Source organism: Leptospira langatensis, from assembly GCF_004770615.1.
Lineage (GTDB): Bacteria > Spirochaetota > Leptospiria > Leptospirales > Leptospiraceae > Leptospira_B > Leptospira_B langatensis.
The window spans coordinates 391,330-409,173 of record NZ_RQER01000007.1; the positions used below are offsets into that span (position 1 = coordinate 391,330).

A 17,844-nucleotide genomic window follows, 5' to 3' on the forward strand; every position below is an offset into this window, starting at 1 on the left:
CTCTTCCGATAGGATTTTGGAACTGGGATCCAAAGCAAGCAAAAGTTCCGGAAGAAAGGCCCGAGTTCCCCTTCCGTCAAAGCCTATTCTTCCTGGAGCGTTACTCCGCCGATCTCTTTCACAAAGGAGAAGAGTAAGTACAAATGGATCAGTTCTGTGATAAAGAGCAAAAAGAACTGAGAATTCAAACTAATGATCGCAAATTTATAATAGGAATCCCCATCTTCGATATCCGGAAATCCGCAATACGCAACCGGAAAAATATGTCCGAAGGCAGTGAGTAAAATCAATGCCAAGGTACCTAATCTATAATTCTGGTTGAGAGCCGCAAAACGATAGTCGGACCAACTCGGGAGCACCTTCACTCTCGCAAAAGAAATGGAAGAATATAAGATCATTGCGGGGATCGCAAACACCGTCCCCGCAAGAAGCGCATATTTCATCTGGATTCCCGGACTTTGGACCATTTCTTTAGAAGTCTGAAGGATTGCTCCTACGGCTAAGAAGGCAATCCCCAGGATAAGCACCAGTAAAAGTGCTACCAGGAAGATCCTAAGTAAAAATAGAAAGAAGTCCTTCCCACCAACACGATTCTTATCGTCTAATTTTTCCCGAAAGAAATAGAGAGAAAGGAATAACAAGGGAACTTGCAGAATTCCTAATAGATTCACATATCCGGGAACGGAATACAGATAGTTGTGATTTAGGAATTCCTCGAATTTCTTCATCGCATAGGAATATACCAAAGATAGGATGAAGATCCGCATCACCCAGACAGCTAAAAACGATCTGCAACGGATCAGATAATCCTTAAATTCTAAGATCAGGGTCAATGCAACATTCTCCTTGAAGCTGAGACTTTACGATCTTTCAAGGAGAGATCACGAAACGGATCGGATTGCCTTTTCGATCCTCCAGATCGTGAAGGCTCTCATTGATATCCTCTAGTTTTCTCACGTCTGTGATGGAACGAGACAGATTCAATTTTCCCTGCACGTACAGATCGATCAGTTCCGGGATGGCCCTTCGATCCGAGCCGTAAGATCCGGCGATCGTTATTTGTTTCTCTATAATTACGAATGGAATGGCAAATTTCAAAGGCTCTCTTCCGATCCCGACCATGACCATTCTTCCTCCGGGATTCATTGCTCTAAGAGACTCCTCAATATTACTCACTCTTCCAGAAAAATCAGCGAGTAGATCGATCCCTTTCGAGATCTCTTTCAAGGCCTTTCCTGGATTCTTGACCTCTCTTAAGTTCACAACTTCGTCCGCTCCGTAGGCAATAGCGTTGTCCAAGGCTCCCTTATCGACATCGAGCGCGATTACCTTTCCTTTGGTGAGAGCTCTCGCGATCACTACTCCGTGGATCCCAAGACCGCCACAACCAAAGACAGCTACATTATCTCCGTCCTGGATATTTCCTCTGAACTTAATCGCATTGTACGGCGTCGAGACTGCATCCGCAAGGATCGCTCCCTGCTCGAAGGGAATAACATCCGGCAGAGGATATAAATAACGCTCCTCAACTATATTATATTCTGCGAAATTACCTTCTCTATCGAAACCGAAGACACCGATGTCTTTGCAAAGATTCTCTCTTCCGCTCAGACAATGCGCGCATTTCCCGCAACTGGTTCCTGCAGCGATCACCACTCGGTCTCCCTTCTTGAACCGGGTCACCTTCTCACCGATCTCTTCGATCACGCCGGACGCCTCATGGCCCGGGATCTTAGGATAATGTTTGCACTTCAAAGTCCCATGCAGGATCAAATGCACATCGGAGCCGCAGATCCCGCAGGCCTTGATCCTTACTTTTGCTTCATGCGGTCCAACCTTAGGAACAGGAATATCTTGGATCTGAAGACTTCTTTTACCGGATTCTAATATGGCAGCTTTCATTTTTCCCCTACTTGAGACCTGAATAGAAATATCCAAAGCAAAGAAACGGTCAAGGATTTGAGAGAGAAAGATCTCCAAATAAAATACGCTGTTCGGTATGGACCTCTCTCTTTTTTCCTCCTTGTTCCGAGTAGGTCCCGTTTTTCCATGGTTACTAGCTGTAGGATCAAATGACTTCCGAAGAAATATATAGAGAGATCAAGGCCAGTCAAAACGGACAGGACTGGCATCATAAGAATTGTTTCGGTTGCGGCCCCGATAATCCCAGAGGACTGCATGCAAGTTTCCCGTTTCATGAACCGACGGGAGAAGTTCGCTTCGATTGGAAGATCGAAAAAGCCTTCGAAGGAGCCCCCGGTTACGCGCATGGGGGTGCACTTGCGACTCTCTTGGATGAAGCGCAAGGAGTTCTCTGTTTTCATTTAGGCCATTTTGTGATGACCGACCAATTGTACATGAGATATTATAAGGCCTGCCCTTTGGGAGAAGAGCTCGAAGTGCGTTGCTGGGTCACCATGGTCCGTCGCCGAAGATTGTACACGAAGGGCACAGTACATTTAAAAAGAACGGGTGAATTACTCTTAAGCTCCAAGGCACGTTGGTATGATATGCCGGACCGGGTCTTCGCGAGAATGTTCCAAGGCACCGCTTTTCCTGTAGATACCATCCTCAAGGTTCTGGAAGAAAATCAGAAAAGAGGAAAGGAAATCAGAAAACGTCTCAAACGGGAAAAGGCCAAATCCGTCTAACTGATAATCAAAGGAGATTACATTGATCGAGCTTTACACAGCAGGCACACCGAACGGAAAGAAAATTTCCATAATGCTGGAAGAATTAGAAATTCCTTATACAGTCCACCCTATCGATTTCGGAAAAACCGAACAAAAAGCAGAATGGTATCTTAAGATCAATCCGAACGGAAGGATCCCTGCAATCATCGACAAGGACAATGGGGATTTTCGGGTTTTCGAGTCTGGCGCAATCATGATCTATCTTGCCGAAAAAACGGGGAAACTCCTATCCAAGGATCCGAAGGAAAGATCCATCGCTATCCAATGGTTGATGTTCCAAATGGCGGGAGTCGGCCCTATGCAAGGACAAGCAAATCACTTTATTAAGTATGCGCCGGAGAAGATCCCTTACGCGATAAAACGTTATGTCGACGAGACAAAAAGATTGTATTCCGTCCTGGACAAACGCTTGCAGGAATCCGAATATTTGGCGGGGAAGGAATTGTCCATTGCGGATATCGCAACCTGGACCTGGGTCAAGGCTCGTAGTTTTATCGAGCTTACCATTGACGAATTCCCCCATCTCAAAGCATGGGAAGAGAAATTAGGGAACAGACCCGCCTTCATCAAGGGTTCGGAAATTCCTAAGAAAAATTGATTACAGATCCGTTCGTCTGCGGCGGGTTTTATCCATCGAAATAAGAAAGGGATCTTTGATCCCTTTCTCTTGTTTGGTCCTGTTAGATCAAACTCGTTTCGGCTAAGGGGAGATATACTCTAAAAGTTGTTTTCCCTGGCTTAGAATCGAATTCTATTCTTCCATTATGCATCTCTACGATCTTTCTGCAAATATCCAAGCCTAGGCCGCTGCCTTCTCCCTTTTCCTTTGTAGTGAAGAACGGCTCGAAGATCTTGTCCTGGATCTCCTCGGGAATGCCAGGGCCATTGTCCGTAACGGATACTACGATAAAATCCCCCTCCGTATAGGATCCCAATTCCAAAACACCTTGGTAAGCGATTGCCTGGAACGCGTTATTGATCAGATTGGCCCAGACCTGGGTCAACTGGTCCGCTTGTCCTCTAACTACGGATCGATCCGAGAATTTGCGAACGATCTCCACTCCGTATTTTAGTTTATTATAATAAAGTGTGAGCACTGTATCCATCTGTTCGCGGATATCGATAATGCTCAAAACAGTTTGGTCTTGGTAGACATACGTCTTAAGGGCTCGGATCACTCGGGAAGCCTTGATTGCAGCTTCTCGGATCACATTGCTATGCCTGATAATCCCGGAAAGACTAGACGCATTGGAAACAACTGTGGAGAATTTTTCCTTAGGGACCTCTTTCACAAGTTCAGGAAGATCTTCCGGTCGAATTCCCAACTCGGCCAGATTTTCAGAAACGAATTCCAAGGAAGGATAACCCAATCGATGCAAGGCTTCTCGGATCAATTTCCGATTCTTTCTCTCTTCTGCTGAATCGTAGAACTCGGGGAAAATACTTCCTTTGGAAAAGATCATTTTCCAGGATTCTCTTTCACTCGGGCTCATTTCCGCAAAATCACAGAGAAGCTTTTCCCAATCTTGTCGGAAGAGACTCTGTATCCCTTCATTCGAAGAGATGATCGCACCCAAGGGAGTATTTACCTCGTGAGCGATCCCTGCGATCAATTGTCCTAACACCGCCATCTTCTCGGATTGAATGAGCTGCGCTTGAGTTGATTTCAATTCATCTAAAGTCACGATGAGATTCCGGTTCGTATTCTCGAGATAGGTATTTGTCGCCTTTAATTCTTCTGTTCTTAAGACAACTTTCTGTTCGAGATCCTCGTTCAGTTTCTTGATCTGCTCTTCCGCCTTCTTTCTCTCTGAGATATCTCTCACAATTGCCTGAAGAAGTTTACGGCCGTTCAGGGTGACCGAGGTCAAGGTTACTTCCGCATCGAAGGTCGAACGATCCTTTTTGCAATGAAGCCAATCGAAAGTCTGAGGTCTTCCATCTAACGCAGCCATGATCTTCTGCTTTGCTTTTTCAGAAGAAGCTGATCCGTCAGGTTGATATTCCGGAGAAAAATCCACAGGAGAGGCTCCTACAATATCCTCACGATCGCAGCCGAACATCTCCTCCGTCTTCGGATTACATTCTAGAAAGATCCGATCGTCCATGAGAAAGATTGCCTCTCCCGCAGAATGGAAAAGAGTTTTGAATTTAACCTCGTTTTCCTTAAGCGCAGCTTCTACCGCTAATTTCTCGGAAAGAGAGTTGGCAAGTCTCGCCTCGGTCTCCATCCTTTCCGTCAGATTCTCGAAAATCAAAGCGATACCGACTAACTTTCCTTTCTCCATTAGAGGATTCACTCGAAAGCGGACTTGCAATATGATATTACTGATCGTGGTACGATAAGGGCCCTCGTAATCCGAAGCCTCCCCTTTCAATCCCTTCCCCAGCAATTCGGATACTGTCTTGTCCTTAAGATCCTGATAGGAAAGGCCTATGATCCTTTCCTTAGTTGCCTTTAAAAAATGCAAAGAGGATTCATTCGCCTCTACAATCGTACCATTCTGATCAAAGATCATGAGTCCGATCGGAGATTGCTCAAACAAAGCTCGATATACGTTTTTGTTATCAATCTGGCTCATATTTTTATTCTGAAAGCGAATCGAATAAGAATCTCTCACAACTCTCCGTTGCGCGTTCCTTGAGATCAATCGAATATTTCGCTTATTAAAGGTAGCTTAGTTTAGACAGATTTCGCTTCAGGAAAAGCGGGTAGAAGAACATAGAACGTTGTCCCGGAGTCGGTAGTGGTAAAATGGATCTTTCCCCTATGCTCTTCAACTACGTTCTTGCAGATATCTAAACCTAGTCCTGTCCCTTCTCCGGGGGATTTAGTCGTGAAGAACGGATCGAAGACCCTATCTTTGATCTCGTCCGAGATCCCGCTTCCGGTATCCTGTATGGAAATCTCCCAATAGTCGTCATCTTGCAGCGTTGCATCTATAAAGATCCGTCCGGAATAATTCATGGAATGAAAGGCATTCGTGATCAGATTCGTCCATACTAAGTACAATCTTTCGGAATCTCCCTGTATCCTTGCCTCATCCGGGATCTGAATATCTACTAACACCTTATTCTTTATTTTAGAATAATATAAAGTTATGATATTTTCTATTTGTTCTTTCGGAGAGACCGACTCGACTTGAGGTCTCCAATCCCCTTCTCCTGCGGCATAACTCTTCAATGCCTGGATCACTCTGGAAGCCTTGACGGAGGCATCCAAGATCAACTGGCTAGAACGGGATATACTGGATAACGCAGATGCGTTGTTCACTATCTGCCAGCCTCTTTCTCCTACCGGTAATTTCTGGAGAATTTCCTTCACTTGCTCCGGAGAATTTCCCATATCGGTAAGAATATCCGCCATTATATGAGCGTTTAAGAAACCCGCGTCCGCAAGGACGGATTCGGAGAGTTTCCGTTTTTTTCTTTCTTCTTTAGAATCGAAATCCGTATAAGCAACCCCTCCTCTCTTAAAAAGAGTGGCCCAAACTTCTTTCTCTTCCTTAGTAAAGCCTGCGTATTCCTTGATCAAATCCTCCCATGGTTCGTTTAGAATGGAACGGATCCCTTCTGTCGAGGATCGTATCGCTCCCAAAGGAGTATTCAATTCATGAGCGATCCCCGCGATCAACCTTCCGAGTACCGCCATCTTTTCGGATTGGACTAGATTCTCTTGGGCCTTCTTTAATTCGCTCATCGCGGATCTGAGTTTTTCGTTGGTATCCACCAAATATTGGTTAGCTGATCGAAGCTCTTCCGTTCTTTCGGAAACTGTGATCTCCAAGGCTTCGTTCGCATTTCGGATCACCTTTTCCGCAATCGCTAGATCGGAGACGAGTAAACTCTGTCTTAGGCTCGCAATTACCACCATTACTCCTGCACAAAACCAGATCACGAGCCGAATGATCTCCGGAAGACCCGGAAGAGTAAGAGATAGAACGATAGCAGCCGAACAAACGATCACTTCCAAAAGCGGAAGTATTCTCAAGAGTCCGCTTTCCGTTCCTGTATTCTTCCTCAATGCGGAGAGATCGGGCTCCCAGGTCAGAGCACTGTATGCTAATAGCAAGATACTCGCAGAGAAGCCGGCGTTCGTAAGAGTCCCGTCTGCGGGGACCTGTATTAGAAAAATGGAATTCCATTGCAACCAACTGATCCCAGTTCCAGCAAGTCCAGCTACCAAGCAAAGATAAGAGAGACTGATCTTAATTCTAAGAGATGGTTGCATGAGCACTGCGACACTTGCCGCAGAAAGCATGAAGACCGGATAGACGGCAAGAGCAAGTAATTGCAACCAAGGCCTATCTTCTTTTTTGGAGAGATATAATACGAGAGTTACCGCAAGCACCGCGATACTTAATCCGATCGCATCCATGACCGCTACCTTCATTCTGTTCGAAGGAACTCGATCTTTTAGGACTCGGGCGAAGCCTAATACGAAACAAGGTCCGAGCCATGGATAGAATACATCGCTAGGAGCGGGAAAGCTATAGAATTGGGTAAGAACCTGTATGTCCCAAACCACTTGCCCGACAAAATAGGAAAGTAATCCAAGGAAAAACCAAAACCTATATCTCCTAACTTCTCCTTCTGAAGATCTATATCCGAACCAAGAAACGATGGCGGCAAAGCCAATAGAGGTAGTCCAATGTATATTGTCGAAGATCCGCAGTAATTTGGCTTCATTTGTGAAATAAATAAATGCAAAGAGTATGAGTACGAATACGAACCCGGAATAGAGAAAGAAGAATCCTAAATTTCTATCCTTTGAGGAACGGATTGTTAAAGCGGAAACCGAGGAATTCATGCGAATTTGCGGGGCTAAATACTAATATTCTAAAAGATCAAAGTCCACACTTTTTTCCAAAGTATAAGAACAATACGTGAGACCGTAATGGATTTAGGTATTTATCAGAACATGTTTAATCTTGTTTAATAAAGGGTCCTGTTCTTCTTATCAGGGATATGAGGAAGGAAGTTCACGCTAATAGGCACATAAGCTCCCCTCACCCAGCGGAATACACTGAGAGAAGTATTCCAGATCCAAGGCATCCAGGTTAGCATGTCCTGGTCCTGCTTTAACATTCTGTTCAAAGTCAGAGAGATGGGGGTCCCAGAGGTAAAAATAAAGACCCTCTCCGCTGAAGAAGGCTGAAAGTATTTTGTAGAAGCAAGTTGGACCCTGGATTCGAAATGAGCATAGGTCTCGATCCCTTCAGGAGTATAGGAACCTTCTCTCCAGAAATTTAATATTTCTTCGGTCAGTTTATAGAATAAGGCGGCGGAGCGTATTCCCCCCTTCAATCGGACCTGAGAGAATAAGGCCAACGATTTTGCAAAGTCCGGACGAATTCCCGCAAGATAACCCGCATAGGTCTTCCATAATTGGGAATGAAATTCGTTCCAATTCGAGTCTTGCTGAAAGAAATTCGGATCGATCTCCGGTACCCTTGCCGAGTCCACAGAACGAGCGCCTTCCAAGAAGGATTCCGCCGTTTCCTTGTGGCGTCTCATGGTCCCGACTATGATCTTGTCCGGAAAATCCTCATTGGAAGCCATGTATTTACCTAGGAGAAAAGCCTGTTCTTTTCCCCTAGGAGTGAGTAGATCGTAATCCTCTCCCTGGGAGTTTGCCTGACCGTGGCGGATCAGATATATTACGGACATTGTATATTATGATTCCGTTGTGAAGCGAGGATTTACGATCTCCACTTTCTCGATTACGGATTCTTTTACATGTTTCCAGTAATCGGCATCTTCCAAGGATTTTTTTTCCTTTCGGATAATGTCCCTAAGCTCCTTGTTCCAAGCAGAAGCCAACGCTTTCTTCTCGTTCCAAGTCTTAGGGAAGTCTTGTTTCTTTTTCAAGAGAGAAGCCGCACGAACCAATTCCTTGTCCAGCAACTCCTCTCCGGATCGGATCTCTCTTGAGATCACTCCCAGCATGTTCCAACTTACTAATGTTTTATACGCCAAGAGGTCCTTTTCCTTGAACTCTGGTAGGACTTCCTTCATTAGAAAATCCTGGATCGCTTCCAATAATTCCGTAGCGCTCGGTTTATCCTGCATATAAGTTCCCTTATTTAACGGACTCTTCTATGAGTCTCATGGCTTCGTATTCCATCTCGCAGGCTCTTCTTCCGATAGATGCGAGCTCGATTCCCTTATCCTTTCCGGAAAGATGTCTTTCTGCCTGTCCGATACAACCTATGGCCCAGCGAAGATTTCCCATCACTTCCCAATAGGTTACTTTCTTAGGATCCAATTTTACCTTGGCTGCTTTTTCATAAGCCTCGTAAAATTCGGAGCGATCCGCAAAGCCTCCCGCTTCCTTATTCAATTTTCCGAATCTCCAATCCCTCATGCAAAGCCAGGTAAGGTCTTCGTGTCTGTCTCCCCAATGGGCGAATTCCCAATCCACGATCCCTTGCAGTCCTTCCGAATTCACCATGAAGTTGCCTGTTCTAAAGTCCCCATGGATCAGAACGGATGCGTCACTCGGCTTTGCATTCTTCTCCAACCAATTCAGGATAAGCTCCATAGCAGGATAGGCTCCGTCCATAGAATCCAACTGCAATCGTAGAGCATGAACGGAACCTTCTGCCACTGTCTTACCGGGAAAGGATTGTCCCAGATCCAATACTCGTTTTAGATCCTCGTCCTTGCATTGAGCCGGAGTAACGGAATGGATGGCGGCTAAATTTTCCGCAAGTTCTTGGGTGAGTTGCTTTCTGACCTTATTCAAGCTTGGATCCTTGACCACGAATCTTCCCGTAGCCTTGCCTTGGATCCTCTTCATAAAGTAGAATGGATTTCCAGTGACGGAGGCATCCGATTCCAACCAAAATGGTTCCGGGGTCTTGACCCCGGCCTCGAATGCCATTCTGCAAACCTTGAACTCGTTGATACGGGACAAGGAAGCGAGTAAGGATGCGCCCTTATCCGTGCGATAGACTGTTTGATAGATCCCTTGCTCAGGACCTCCGTCTACCTGGATGTCTGCGGAGAAGTTCTCCTGACAGGCACCTCCGGAAAGAGAGACCATATGATTGATCTCCACTTTTCCTTTTAGTCTATTTCCTAAATACGTTTCGAGTCTTTCTTTCAATTCGGAATCTTTCACGATCAAAAGCTCTCCTTGCCCGACATGAGATTCCGTCCGATCACCATTTTGTGAGTTTCCGTAGGACCGTCCGCAATCCTTGCTGCCCTCGCATCTCTATAAAATAATTCTAATTTAAGATAACGGCTAAAGCCGTGAGAACCGCAGATCTGAATAGCTCTATCGATACATTTGTTCAATGTCTCGCTTACCTGCCATTTCGCTAAGGAAACCGCCTGTCTTGCGTCTCCCCCCTTGCTCAATATCTCTGCGGCTTTTAAGGTAAGAAGAAATCCCGATTCTATCTCTAACGCAGACTCAGCAAACATCCATTGAATGCCTTGGTGCTCGGAAAGTTTTCCTCCGAACAATTCCCGTTTGAGCGCGTATTCTCTTGCGATCTCCATGGATCTTCTAGCGAGACCGATCCATCTCATGCAATGGGTAAGTCGAGCCGGCCCCAATCTTTCTTGGGACAAACGAAATCCTTCTCCGATCTTTCCAAGAACTTGAGATTCTGGAACTTTCACATTTTCGAATGTAAGCTCGCAATGTCCTCCCGGTCCATGAGATCCAAGCATTCCTATCTCTTGCACCATTGTGTATCCGGGAGCATCCGTCGGCACCAGGAACATAGAAGTCCTTCGGAAACTGTCGTTCACCTTTGCCATTACGATCAAGAAGGCTGCACCGTTCGCACCGGTGCAGTACCATTTGTGACCGTTGAGGATGTAATGATCTCCTTCCTTTACCGCGTTAGTCGAAAGAGTTGTAGGATCCGAACCAGCGCCCGGAGGAGGTTCCGTCATTGCAAAACCGGAGCGGATCTTTCCTTCTACTAATGGATGATAATACTTCTTCTTTTGCTCTTCGTTTGCAGCTAAATGAAGAAGGTGCATATTTCCTTCGTCGGGAGCGTCGCAGTTGCAAAGATAGGGAGCGATCGGAGAGCGGCCTAACTCGCTAAACACGAGAGCGGTGCCTACAAGATCTAGTCCTAATCCTCCTTCCGATTTAGGAAGGTGAGCCGTCCAGAGCCCTCTCTTCTTGGCTTCTTCTCGAAGCTTTTGTACGAGTGGCTCGGGCATTCTGGCATGGTCGTAATCGTAATGATCCTCTGCGGGAATGGCTACTTCTTCTACGAAGGCTCTTGCCTTCTCTCTGATCCCTTCAATTTCCTTTGGAATGGATAAATCCATAGTATATTCAATTTTCCTTATTGTTTCTTTTCTAGGAATTCTTCGGGAAGTTTGAATTTCCCGATCCTATCGTTATGAAGACTTCCCAAATAGATATAATCTCCCTTTCGTTTTACGGAGGTGATCTCTTTGAGATGTTTGCCTTTCGGTTCTTGGAAACTCGCTTCCACAACTCCGTCTTCGTTCAAGACGACTGCAAAACCGTAAGGCTCCGGCTTAGGCCAGAGGAATTTGGGAAGCTTTGCTACGAGAGATTTTGTCCAAGGACGAGGATGGAGTATCTTATCCACCATTACGTTGCGAACGGTGAATAACGCTAGATAGAAGTGGCCCTTTCCATCCGAGGAAATATTATCCGGGAACCCAGGCAGATTCTCCACCCATATCTCGCTTGTCCCGGCTTTCGGTCCCTTCAACCAATATCTATGAATTCTATATTTGTATGTTTCGTTTACTACTAGAAAGTCCTCGTTCTCGGAAAGAGCGACTCCATTCGCGAAGAATAGATCCTTCATGAGAGTGGTAGTTTTCTTAGTACGAGGGTCGTATTTTAGAAGGCGGCCGTGAGGCACAGCTTCCATTAAGTCGTACAAATATTCCCCGGCCCCATACTTATAGCTCGCATCGGAAAAGTAAATGGTCCCATCCTTGGTTACATCCAGATCGTCCGTGAATTTAAAAGGAAGGCCTTCAGATTCTGTAGAAAGAACTTCTACTTTGCCGTCCTTCTCTATCTTAAGAAGTCCCTTGATCGCATCCGCAACGATCAATGTTCCGTTCGGAAGTAGTTTCATGCCGAGAGGTCTTCCTCCCGTAAACGCATGAGCCTTGATCTCTTCTTCTTTAGAGATAAAATACACCTTACCATCTTCACTTGCTGAGTAAATATTCTCATGATCGTCCGGTTCGGTGTCTTCCGGACCATGGATCTTCCCCTGTGCAATCAGGGTCGCAGACTCTAAAGTGTTATTCTTCTGAAAAGCGCCTATCAAACCAGCATCGACCGGTGGTTGATATAAAGCAGGTTGGATCGGAGAAGGTTTGAGAACAAAACCTATTAGTAGAATGATCAGGAATGCTGCAAATAGCAGGAGGATTTTCTTCGTGTTCACGATTCCCTCCTTGGGGGAAAACGATTGAAGACGCTATTCTGAAAGGGCCTCGAGTCAACGTAAAATTCCGATCCGGGCCGTTTGAGACCCAATAATTGATTGCTGCTCCCAACAATCAGCCGATAAGGTATAAGGGGACTCGGATCGAGTCCGTTTTAATATGAAGATATCCGAAGATATGGTGCAGAAGCACGGTATTCGTTTTAAGGAATCCGACATTATTTTTGATGAAAACGAACCCGCCGATCAGATGTATCTGATCCTAACAGGTAAGGTGGGAATTCATAAAAAGGTCAAAGAAGCCTTTAAACTTTTGATAGAATTAAAAGAAGGGGACATGTTCGGCGAGATGGCCTTGGTGGATCGCAAGCCTAGAAGTGCGAGAGCCATTGCAAAGACCGACGTGCTTCTCTTCGCGATTACCGAAAGCGTATTCTATAGCCTCATACAAACCAATCCTTCTTTTTCCTTGAAAATGGTGAAGATGCTTTCTTCGAGACTGAGAGAGACCAACCAAACCATTGCGAGTCTTTTAAAAGGGGACAGAAAGAACCTTGTTACTTCCGCTCTGATCACATTCAGTCAGACTAGAGGAGAGCAAGAGAACGGAATGTATAAGGTGCACTTGGCCGCCTTTACAAAATGGGCGATCTTACGAGTGGGCTTAGAGCATCAGGATCTGGCTACCGCGATCAATCTATTAATAAAAGATAAATTAGTAGAGCAAGCAAAGGACGATCCCCACCATATTTACATTCGAGACACATTTTTCAAATACACATTGGATCATTGATTCTTGTCCTCTACTGACATAAAACCGGCAAAACCGGGAAGACAAGATTACCTGGATAATCTACGCTCTTTCGCGCTTTTATTAGGCTTGGCCTTTCATGTTGCGATCGTATATGCAGCGATCATTATATATCCCCTGAGAAACGAAGATCGTTCGATTGCGTTCGATATCTTCGGAGAATGGGTGCATATCTTCCGAATGCCTCTCTTCTTCGTGCTTTCCGGATATTTCACAGAGAGAACCTTTCTTTCCAAAACACTTTCGGAATTCCTGAGATTGAGAGGGCTTAGGATCATTCTTCCTCTCATCCCTGGTATCATTCTATTTGCGCCGATGCAATACTATGTAAACGCGTTGCAAGAAGGATATACTGGGAATTACTTCCGATTCCTGTGGGAGGAATTCTTACTTAAGAACCCGGCGCCTTCTCATCTTTGGTTCATACTCTACTTAGCGCTCTACACCGGTGTCTACTTAGTCACTCGACCGATCTTTTTACGGATCCGGACCTGGATCCTGCCTCTTTCCAGATACGGAGGAGAGAAGGCGAACGAACATCCTACGCGCAAATGGGAATTCCTTATGATCGTAGGTATCTGGAGTACGATCTGGACCTGTTGTATTAATTACTTTTTCCTAAAGGACGAGAAGTATTTTAATATAGAGCCGGTGCAATTCTTCTACGACCTGAGCTTCTTTGTTTCCGGGACCTTTTTATTAGGAAGAGAAAGCGTTCTATTGAAAGGCAAAATGGATAAGATCGATCTTTCCGTTTTAGGGCTCTTGGCAGTCGCGTTCTTCTTCGTATTCTTTAAGATCAGCGAGATTGACCCATATTGGTCTTATTTCGGTTACGCAGGTATCGGCATCCGAATACTTCATATTTTTCTAAAATGCCTGGGCGGATGGATCTGGATCTCATTCTTTATCCGACTATTCCAGATGTTCTTTCATGAATCCAACTCTCTTTCCAAGTATCTGAGAGAGTCCAGTCTACCGGTATATTTGATCCACCATCCGATCTCTCTTGGAATAGGTTTCTTGGTGGTAGAGAGCGGATTCGCAATATGGACGAAATTCTTCCTACATCTGTTCTTAGTGTATGCTGTCACCTTCGGAGTGTATCATTTCATTATCCGAGGCTCTAATTTCTGGCTGACCCTTCTCGGGAACAGAGGCCTGAGTTGGACCGGGAAGGGAAAGGGAACGAAGTAAGCAAATCCTCTCCCCCAGCCTAAAAATCCCTTGCCAGACGGTCTTCGTTAAAAATCATGTCTTTTACCGGGCCTGTAGCTCAGTTGGTTAGAGCACACGCTTGATAAGCGTGGGGTCATAAGTTCGAGTCTTATCAGGCCCAGGTTTAGCGCTCCGTCAGAACGGAGTTTTGTAGGACCTCCTACAGAAACTCGGATCGCTTAAAATATTCCGTTCGAACCCTTCAATGGGGCGTTAGCTCAGCTGGGAGAGCATCTGATTTGCATTCAGAAGGTCATCGGTTCGATCCCGATACGCTCCAATTGGTTTTCTTTTCCAGAATCCCGTATTTTCCTACCTTCTTTTCGATCAAATTTTGAAAGCCTGGTTCATTGTTTGGACTGAAAACCTATACCTCGGATGAGGTTTCTCTCCCGTAAAAAGCTGGATCTCCTTTTCTTCCCGACGAGAATTCGGTCCATGAAACTTCTTCTTTCCAGATCGTTCTTTCTAATCTACTTACTGATCTCGTTTTTCACGATCGGCTGCGACGATATCCGTCGTCTTCTCGTTGCAAATGTGGGCGATGCCGCCAAATACCAAGCCGAAGGAAAAGAATCGGGCCTAAGCGCGACCTATGTGCAGAAGGACGAGAAAAGAAAAAGGATCCCGATCAATCTGACTACCATCGGCACAGGCTTCACCCAGCCTACCGATCTCCTTATGATCCCGGGTCCGGACATTTTCTTAGTCGCAGAAAAGACAGGCACACTCAAGTGGTTGGACCCGAAGGATGGCAGCTCTGGTATATTATTAAAAGTGAATGGAGTTCTAACGGACGCGGAGCAAGGTCTCTTGGGAGTCGTCCTTCATCCCCAGTTTCCCGAGATCCCGAAACTATATCTGAATTACGTAACCAAGAGATCGGGCCAAGATACAAGCGTGGTTACGGAATGGATCATGGACCTTCCTAAAGATCCTAAAAAGGCAAAGCTGAGTGGAGAAAGGATCCTCATGGAAGTCAAGCAACCTTATGGGAATCATAATGCCGGCCAACTCGCATTTGGAAAAGACGATAAACTCTATATCGCCTGGGGAGACGGAGGTTGGATGGGAGACCCGAAAGGGAACGGACAAAATCCTTCTACCTTTCTAGGTTCCGTTTTGAGGATCGATGTGAACTCCAAGGATCCTGGCAAAGAATATTCCGTTCCAAAAGACAATCCATTCTTAGGGAATAAGAACATCCAACCGGAGACATTCGCATACGGTTTCCGAAATCCCTGGAGATATTCTTTCGATCCTTCCGGAAGGTTGATTATCGCGGATGTTGGCCAAGATCTATTCGAAGAAATTGATATTGTAGAAACAGGCAAGAATTACGGCTGGAACAAAATGGAAGCGATGCACTGCTTTGAGCCGAAAGAGAACTGCGATAAAAAGAATTTAGTCGAACCGATCTACGAATACGATAGAGAGGACGGCATGTCCATCACGGGTGGTTATGTGGTCACAAACGATCGCATCTCCGATCTGCAGGGAAAATACGTATTTGGTGACTTCGTGACGGGAAGGATCTGGGCCTTTGAGATCCCCAAAGACGGTAGCAAAGTGAAAGATGTCTATACCCTAGGCAAATGGCCCATTCTCATCTCTACCTTCGGAAAGGATGCGAGAGGTTCCGTTTATATCGCAGACTTCGGAACAGGCCAGATCTTGCGGATCGATCCTGCCAAGTAAGAAGCAAATTATAAATTCTTAAAACATAGGAACGATCTTCGAAGAAGATTTTTGCGAACTTCTTTCGAGATCGTTTCGAACGGCTGAGATCGTTCAAAATCTGGAGTTCGACAATTTCCAAAGATTGATCTTTTCCTGGTTCTCTTCCACAAACTTCAGAGATTTAGATGGATCTTCTTCTGAAAAGGAGAAGATCTTAATATTCTCGCAATTGAGGACTTCTTTCGGTTGTCCGAAAGTTTCTATCACCTTCTTCTCATCCAATCCGTCGAGGATCGCAAATCTATACTGCTCTTTTCTTTCGAACCAGCTCAGATTATTCTGCCAATAGAAAAGCATCAGATCGTACAAATAATCGTCCGGCTCCAATTTTTGCTGAGAGAAGATACGCATCGGTCTTACATACCAGAAACTGGCGAGTCCCCTCTTCCAATTCCTTTCCCGAGCATACTTGTCCAAACAGTCCAACTTGGGAGAAGAATAAACCAGTCCGATCCCTTGGGAGATCGAAAACAAAGATAGTGAGCCGATCAATACAAGAAGAAGGATCCCTAAAGCAACCCTTCTATTCGGATGATCCGCTAGCTTTCGCAGAACTAAAAAGCTCAGTCCGAGAGAAGAAAGTAAAATACTTCCGAAATAACGACCGATCTCCTGGATCCCTTCTCTTCCCGTAAACCCTAAGGAAAATCCGTAGCACAAGAACAAAACCGGGACCAGTATTCCTAAGGATAAAAATAGAAATTCTAACTCTCTCGACTTTGTATTCTCGACTTCTCTTTCTTTCTCACGTGATTTTCTTACTTTATCTTCTTCTCTTACTTCTTTAAGAGACTCTCTTTCTTTTTCGTCCTCTCTTCCTACACCGGACTTTCTTGCATTTATCTCTTCTTCTTTTTTACGAAGTACATACAAAGCCGTCCCGCACAAAAGCAAGACCACCAGATAGATCCAGTTCTCTCTCGTAAACACCAGGAAAGAATGGAATAAATTATAAATTTCTAATTTTGCAGTTTTAGATCCGTTTCCGACGTTTGCGGAAACCAGGGTCCCTGGAAAAAATACGAATGGATTCTTCCTAAGGGCCTGGTAGGCAATTCTTGCAAATACGATCCCAAGAAAGATCGGAAAATAGAAATAAGCGATCCTCTTTGCCTTCAGTAGATTCCTTTCTCGGAGCAATTGAAAGAGATGCAAGGAAAGGAGTGGGACCAAGTAGTACGGCAGAAAGATCAGATCGCTAAGCGCAAATACAAACACGAAAAAGGCCAGCACACAGAAACTTTTTGCATTCTTCTTTTCTTCCCATTGATAATAGAAAGCCCAAGCCCAAGAGAGAGAGGTAAGATTCCCTCCATGAAACCCCGGAAGGAATACGAACAGGTCTTTTTTAAAAAAGAATAATATACTTCCCGCAAAATATCCGAACGCAAGCAGGACAGCAGATCTTTGGATCCCGAATTCTTCTTTATATACTGTCTTGAGTAAATAAAGGATCCCGAATAGGACCAGGCTCCATTGCAAGAATGCGTACGTAAGATGAGTGGCCTCCCAGGCTCCTTTTCCCAAAAACAAGTAAATGGTTCTCAGTCCAAAATACTGGACTAAATCCGGGAAAAAATACAAGGCAGGGGTCCAGATCCAACCCTTCAGAGTGATTAAAAAGTTTGCGGTCGATTTTAGAAAAAGTTCCTGGTAAATTACGGAAAAGAAAAGAGAATCTGCGTTATAGAAAACGTTCGATAGGGACGGATCCAAGGCGACCCTTCCTAAAGATAGGATCAGCCCAAGGGCCCCCAACACAGGAAGTAAAAGGAAGAAAATCCGATTTTGCAAAAAAGATCCGCCCAAAGAAAATACCTGAATGTGAATTTTACTTTTTTGTCACTTTAGGCAAGCCGATTTCGAAATCCCAAATGAGCACACGAGTTTGAACCTACCGATCGTATCTTCCTATTTTAAATGGCTTCGCAATGAAGCGCCTGAAAACGATAAGGAAACCTATCCT

Annotated in this window: 15 protein-coding genes and 2 tRNA genes; 7 read left to right on the top strand and 10 right to left on the bottom strand. The window is 45.0% G+C overall.

Going from position 1 to position 17,844, the window contains the following annotated elements:
- Positions 1–83: 83 nt before the first annotated feature.
- Entirely contained in the window at positions 84–833 is a 750-nt protein-coding gene (locus EHO57_RS13480) for a hypothetical protein (protein WP_135645564.1), read from the bottom strand.
- A 37-nt stretch (positions 834–870) separates the two neighbouring features.
- On the bottom strand, positions 871–1,902 hold the full coding sequence (locus tag EHO57_RS13485) for a zinc-binding dehydrogenase (RefSeq protein WP_135645562.1): 1,032 nt from the start codon (positions 1,900–1,902) through the stop codon (positions 871–873).
- Between the two features lie 170 nt (positions 1,903–2,072).
- Here EHO57_RS13485 and EHO57_RS13490 point away from each other — a divergent pair, with 170 nt between their 5' ends.
- Together EHO57_RS13490 and EHO57_RS13495 are read left to right on the top strand one after the other, a co-directional pair.
- Entirely contained in the window at positions 2,073–2,651 is a 579-nt protein-coding gene (locus EHO57_RS13490) for a PaaI family thioesterase (protein ID WP_135645560.1), read from the top strand.
- A gap of 22 nt (positions 2,652–2,673) precedes the next feature.
- Positions 2,674–3,291, top strand: coding sequence for a glutathione S-transferase family protein (locus EHO57_RS13495; protein ID WP_135645558.1), 618 nt, complete (start codon positions 2,674–2,676; stop codon positions 3,289–3,291).
- Between the two features lie 82 nt (positions 3,292–3,373).
- Here EHO57_RS13495 and EHO57_RS13500 read toward each other — a convergent pair whose 3' ends face one another.
- The 7 genes from EHO57_RS13500 to EHO57_RS13530 all read right to left on the bottom strand — a co-directional run bounded on the left by EHO57_RS13500 (position 3,374) and on the right by EHO57_RS13530 (position 12,109).
- Positions 3,374–5,275: a sensor histidine kinase gene (locus EHO57_RS13500; protein ID WP_135645556.1), complete on the bottom strand. Its 1,902-nt coding sequence runs from the start codon at positions 5,273–5,275 to the stop codon at positions 3,374–3,376.
- A 101-nt stretch (positions 5,276–5,376) separates the two neighbouring features.
- Positions 5,377–7,503: a sensor histidine kinase gene (locus EHO57_RS19025; RefSeq protein WP_135645554.1), complete on the bottom strand. Its 2,127-nt coding sequence runs from the start codon at positions 7,501–7,503 to the stop codon at positions 5,377–5,379.
- A gap of 125 nt (positions 7,504–7,628) precedes the next feature.
- Positions 7,629–8,363: a histidine phosphatase family protein gene (locus EHO57_RS13510; protein WP_135645552.1), complete on the bottom strand. Its 735-nt coding sequence runs from the start codon at positions 8,361–8,363 to the stop codon at positions 7,629–7,631.
- A gap of 6 nt (positions 8,364–8,369) precedes the next feature.
- Positions 8,370–8,765 (bottom strand): DUF6285 domain-containing protein, encoded by a 396-nt coding sequence (locus tag EHO57_RS13515; protein WP_135645550.1) that lies wholly within the window; start codon positions 8,763–8,765, stop codon positions 8,370–8,372.
- A gap of 10 nt (positions 8,766–8,775) precedes the next feature.
- Positions 8,776–9,819, bottom strand: coding sequence for a phosphotransferase family protein (locus EHO57_RS13520; RefSeq protein ID WP_135645548.1), 1,044 nt, complete (start codon positions 9,817–9,819; stop codon positions 8,776–8,778).
- A 2-nt stretch (positions 9,820–9,821) separates the two neighbouring features.
- Positions 9,822–10,997, bottom strand: a complete 1,176-nt coding sequence (locus EHO57_RS13525; protein WP_135645546.1) for an acyl-CoA dehydrogenase family protein — start codon at positions 10,995–10,997, stop codon at positions 9,822–9,824.
- 17 nt (positions 10,998–11,014) lie between these two features.
- On the bottom strand, positions 11,015–12,109 hold the full coding sequence (locus EHO57_RS13530) for an SMP-30/gluconolactonase/LRE family protein (RefSeq protein WP_135645544.1): 1,095 nt from the start codon (positions 12,107–12,109) through the stop codon (positions 11,015–11,017).
- Between the two features lie 160 nt (positions 12,110–12,269).
- Here EHO57_RS13530 and EHO57_RS13535 point away from each other — a divergent pair, with 160 nt between their 5' ends.
- From EHO57_RS13535 to EHO57_RS13555, 5 genes are all read left to right on the top strand, one after another.
- Complete coding sequence (locus EHO57_RS13535; protein WP_135645542.1) at positions 12,270–12,902, top strand: Crp/Fnr family transcriptional regulator; 633 nt, start codon at positions 12,270–12,272, stop codon at positions 12,900–12,902.
- A 3-nt stretch (positions 12,903–12,905) separates the two neighbouring features.
- A complete protein-coding gene (locus EHO57_RS13540) occupies positions 12,906–14,117 on the top strand; it encodes an acyltransferase family protein (RefSeq protein WP_210410034.1) in 1,212 nt (403 codons plus the stop codon).
- Between the two features lie 68 nt (positions 14,118–14,185).
- A tRNA-Ile gene (locus tag EHO57_RS13545) sits at positions 14,186–14,259 on the top strand.
- 86 nt (positions 14,260–14,345) lie between these two features.
- Positions 14,346–14,418 (top strand) — tRNA-Ala (locus tag EHO57_RS13550).
- 158 nt (positions 14,419–14,576) lie between these two features.
- Positions 14,577–15,836 (top strand): PQQ-dependent sugar dehydrogenase, encoded by a 1,260-nt coding sequence (locus EHO57_RS13555; protein ID WP_135645540.1) that lies wholly within the window; start codon positions 14,577–14,579, stop codon positions 15,834–15,836.
- 93 nt (positions 15,837–15,929) lie between these two features.
- Here the strand turns inward: EHO57_RS13555 and EHO57_RS13560 are convergent, their stop codons facing one another.
- Positions 15,930–17,672: a hypothetical protein gene (locus EHO57_RS13560; protein WP_135645538.1), complete on the bottom strand. Its 1,743-nt coding sequence runs from the start codon at positions 17,670–17,672 to the stop codon at positions 15,930–15,932.
- Between the last annotated feature and the right edge of the window lie 172 nt (positions 17,673–17,844).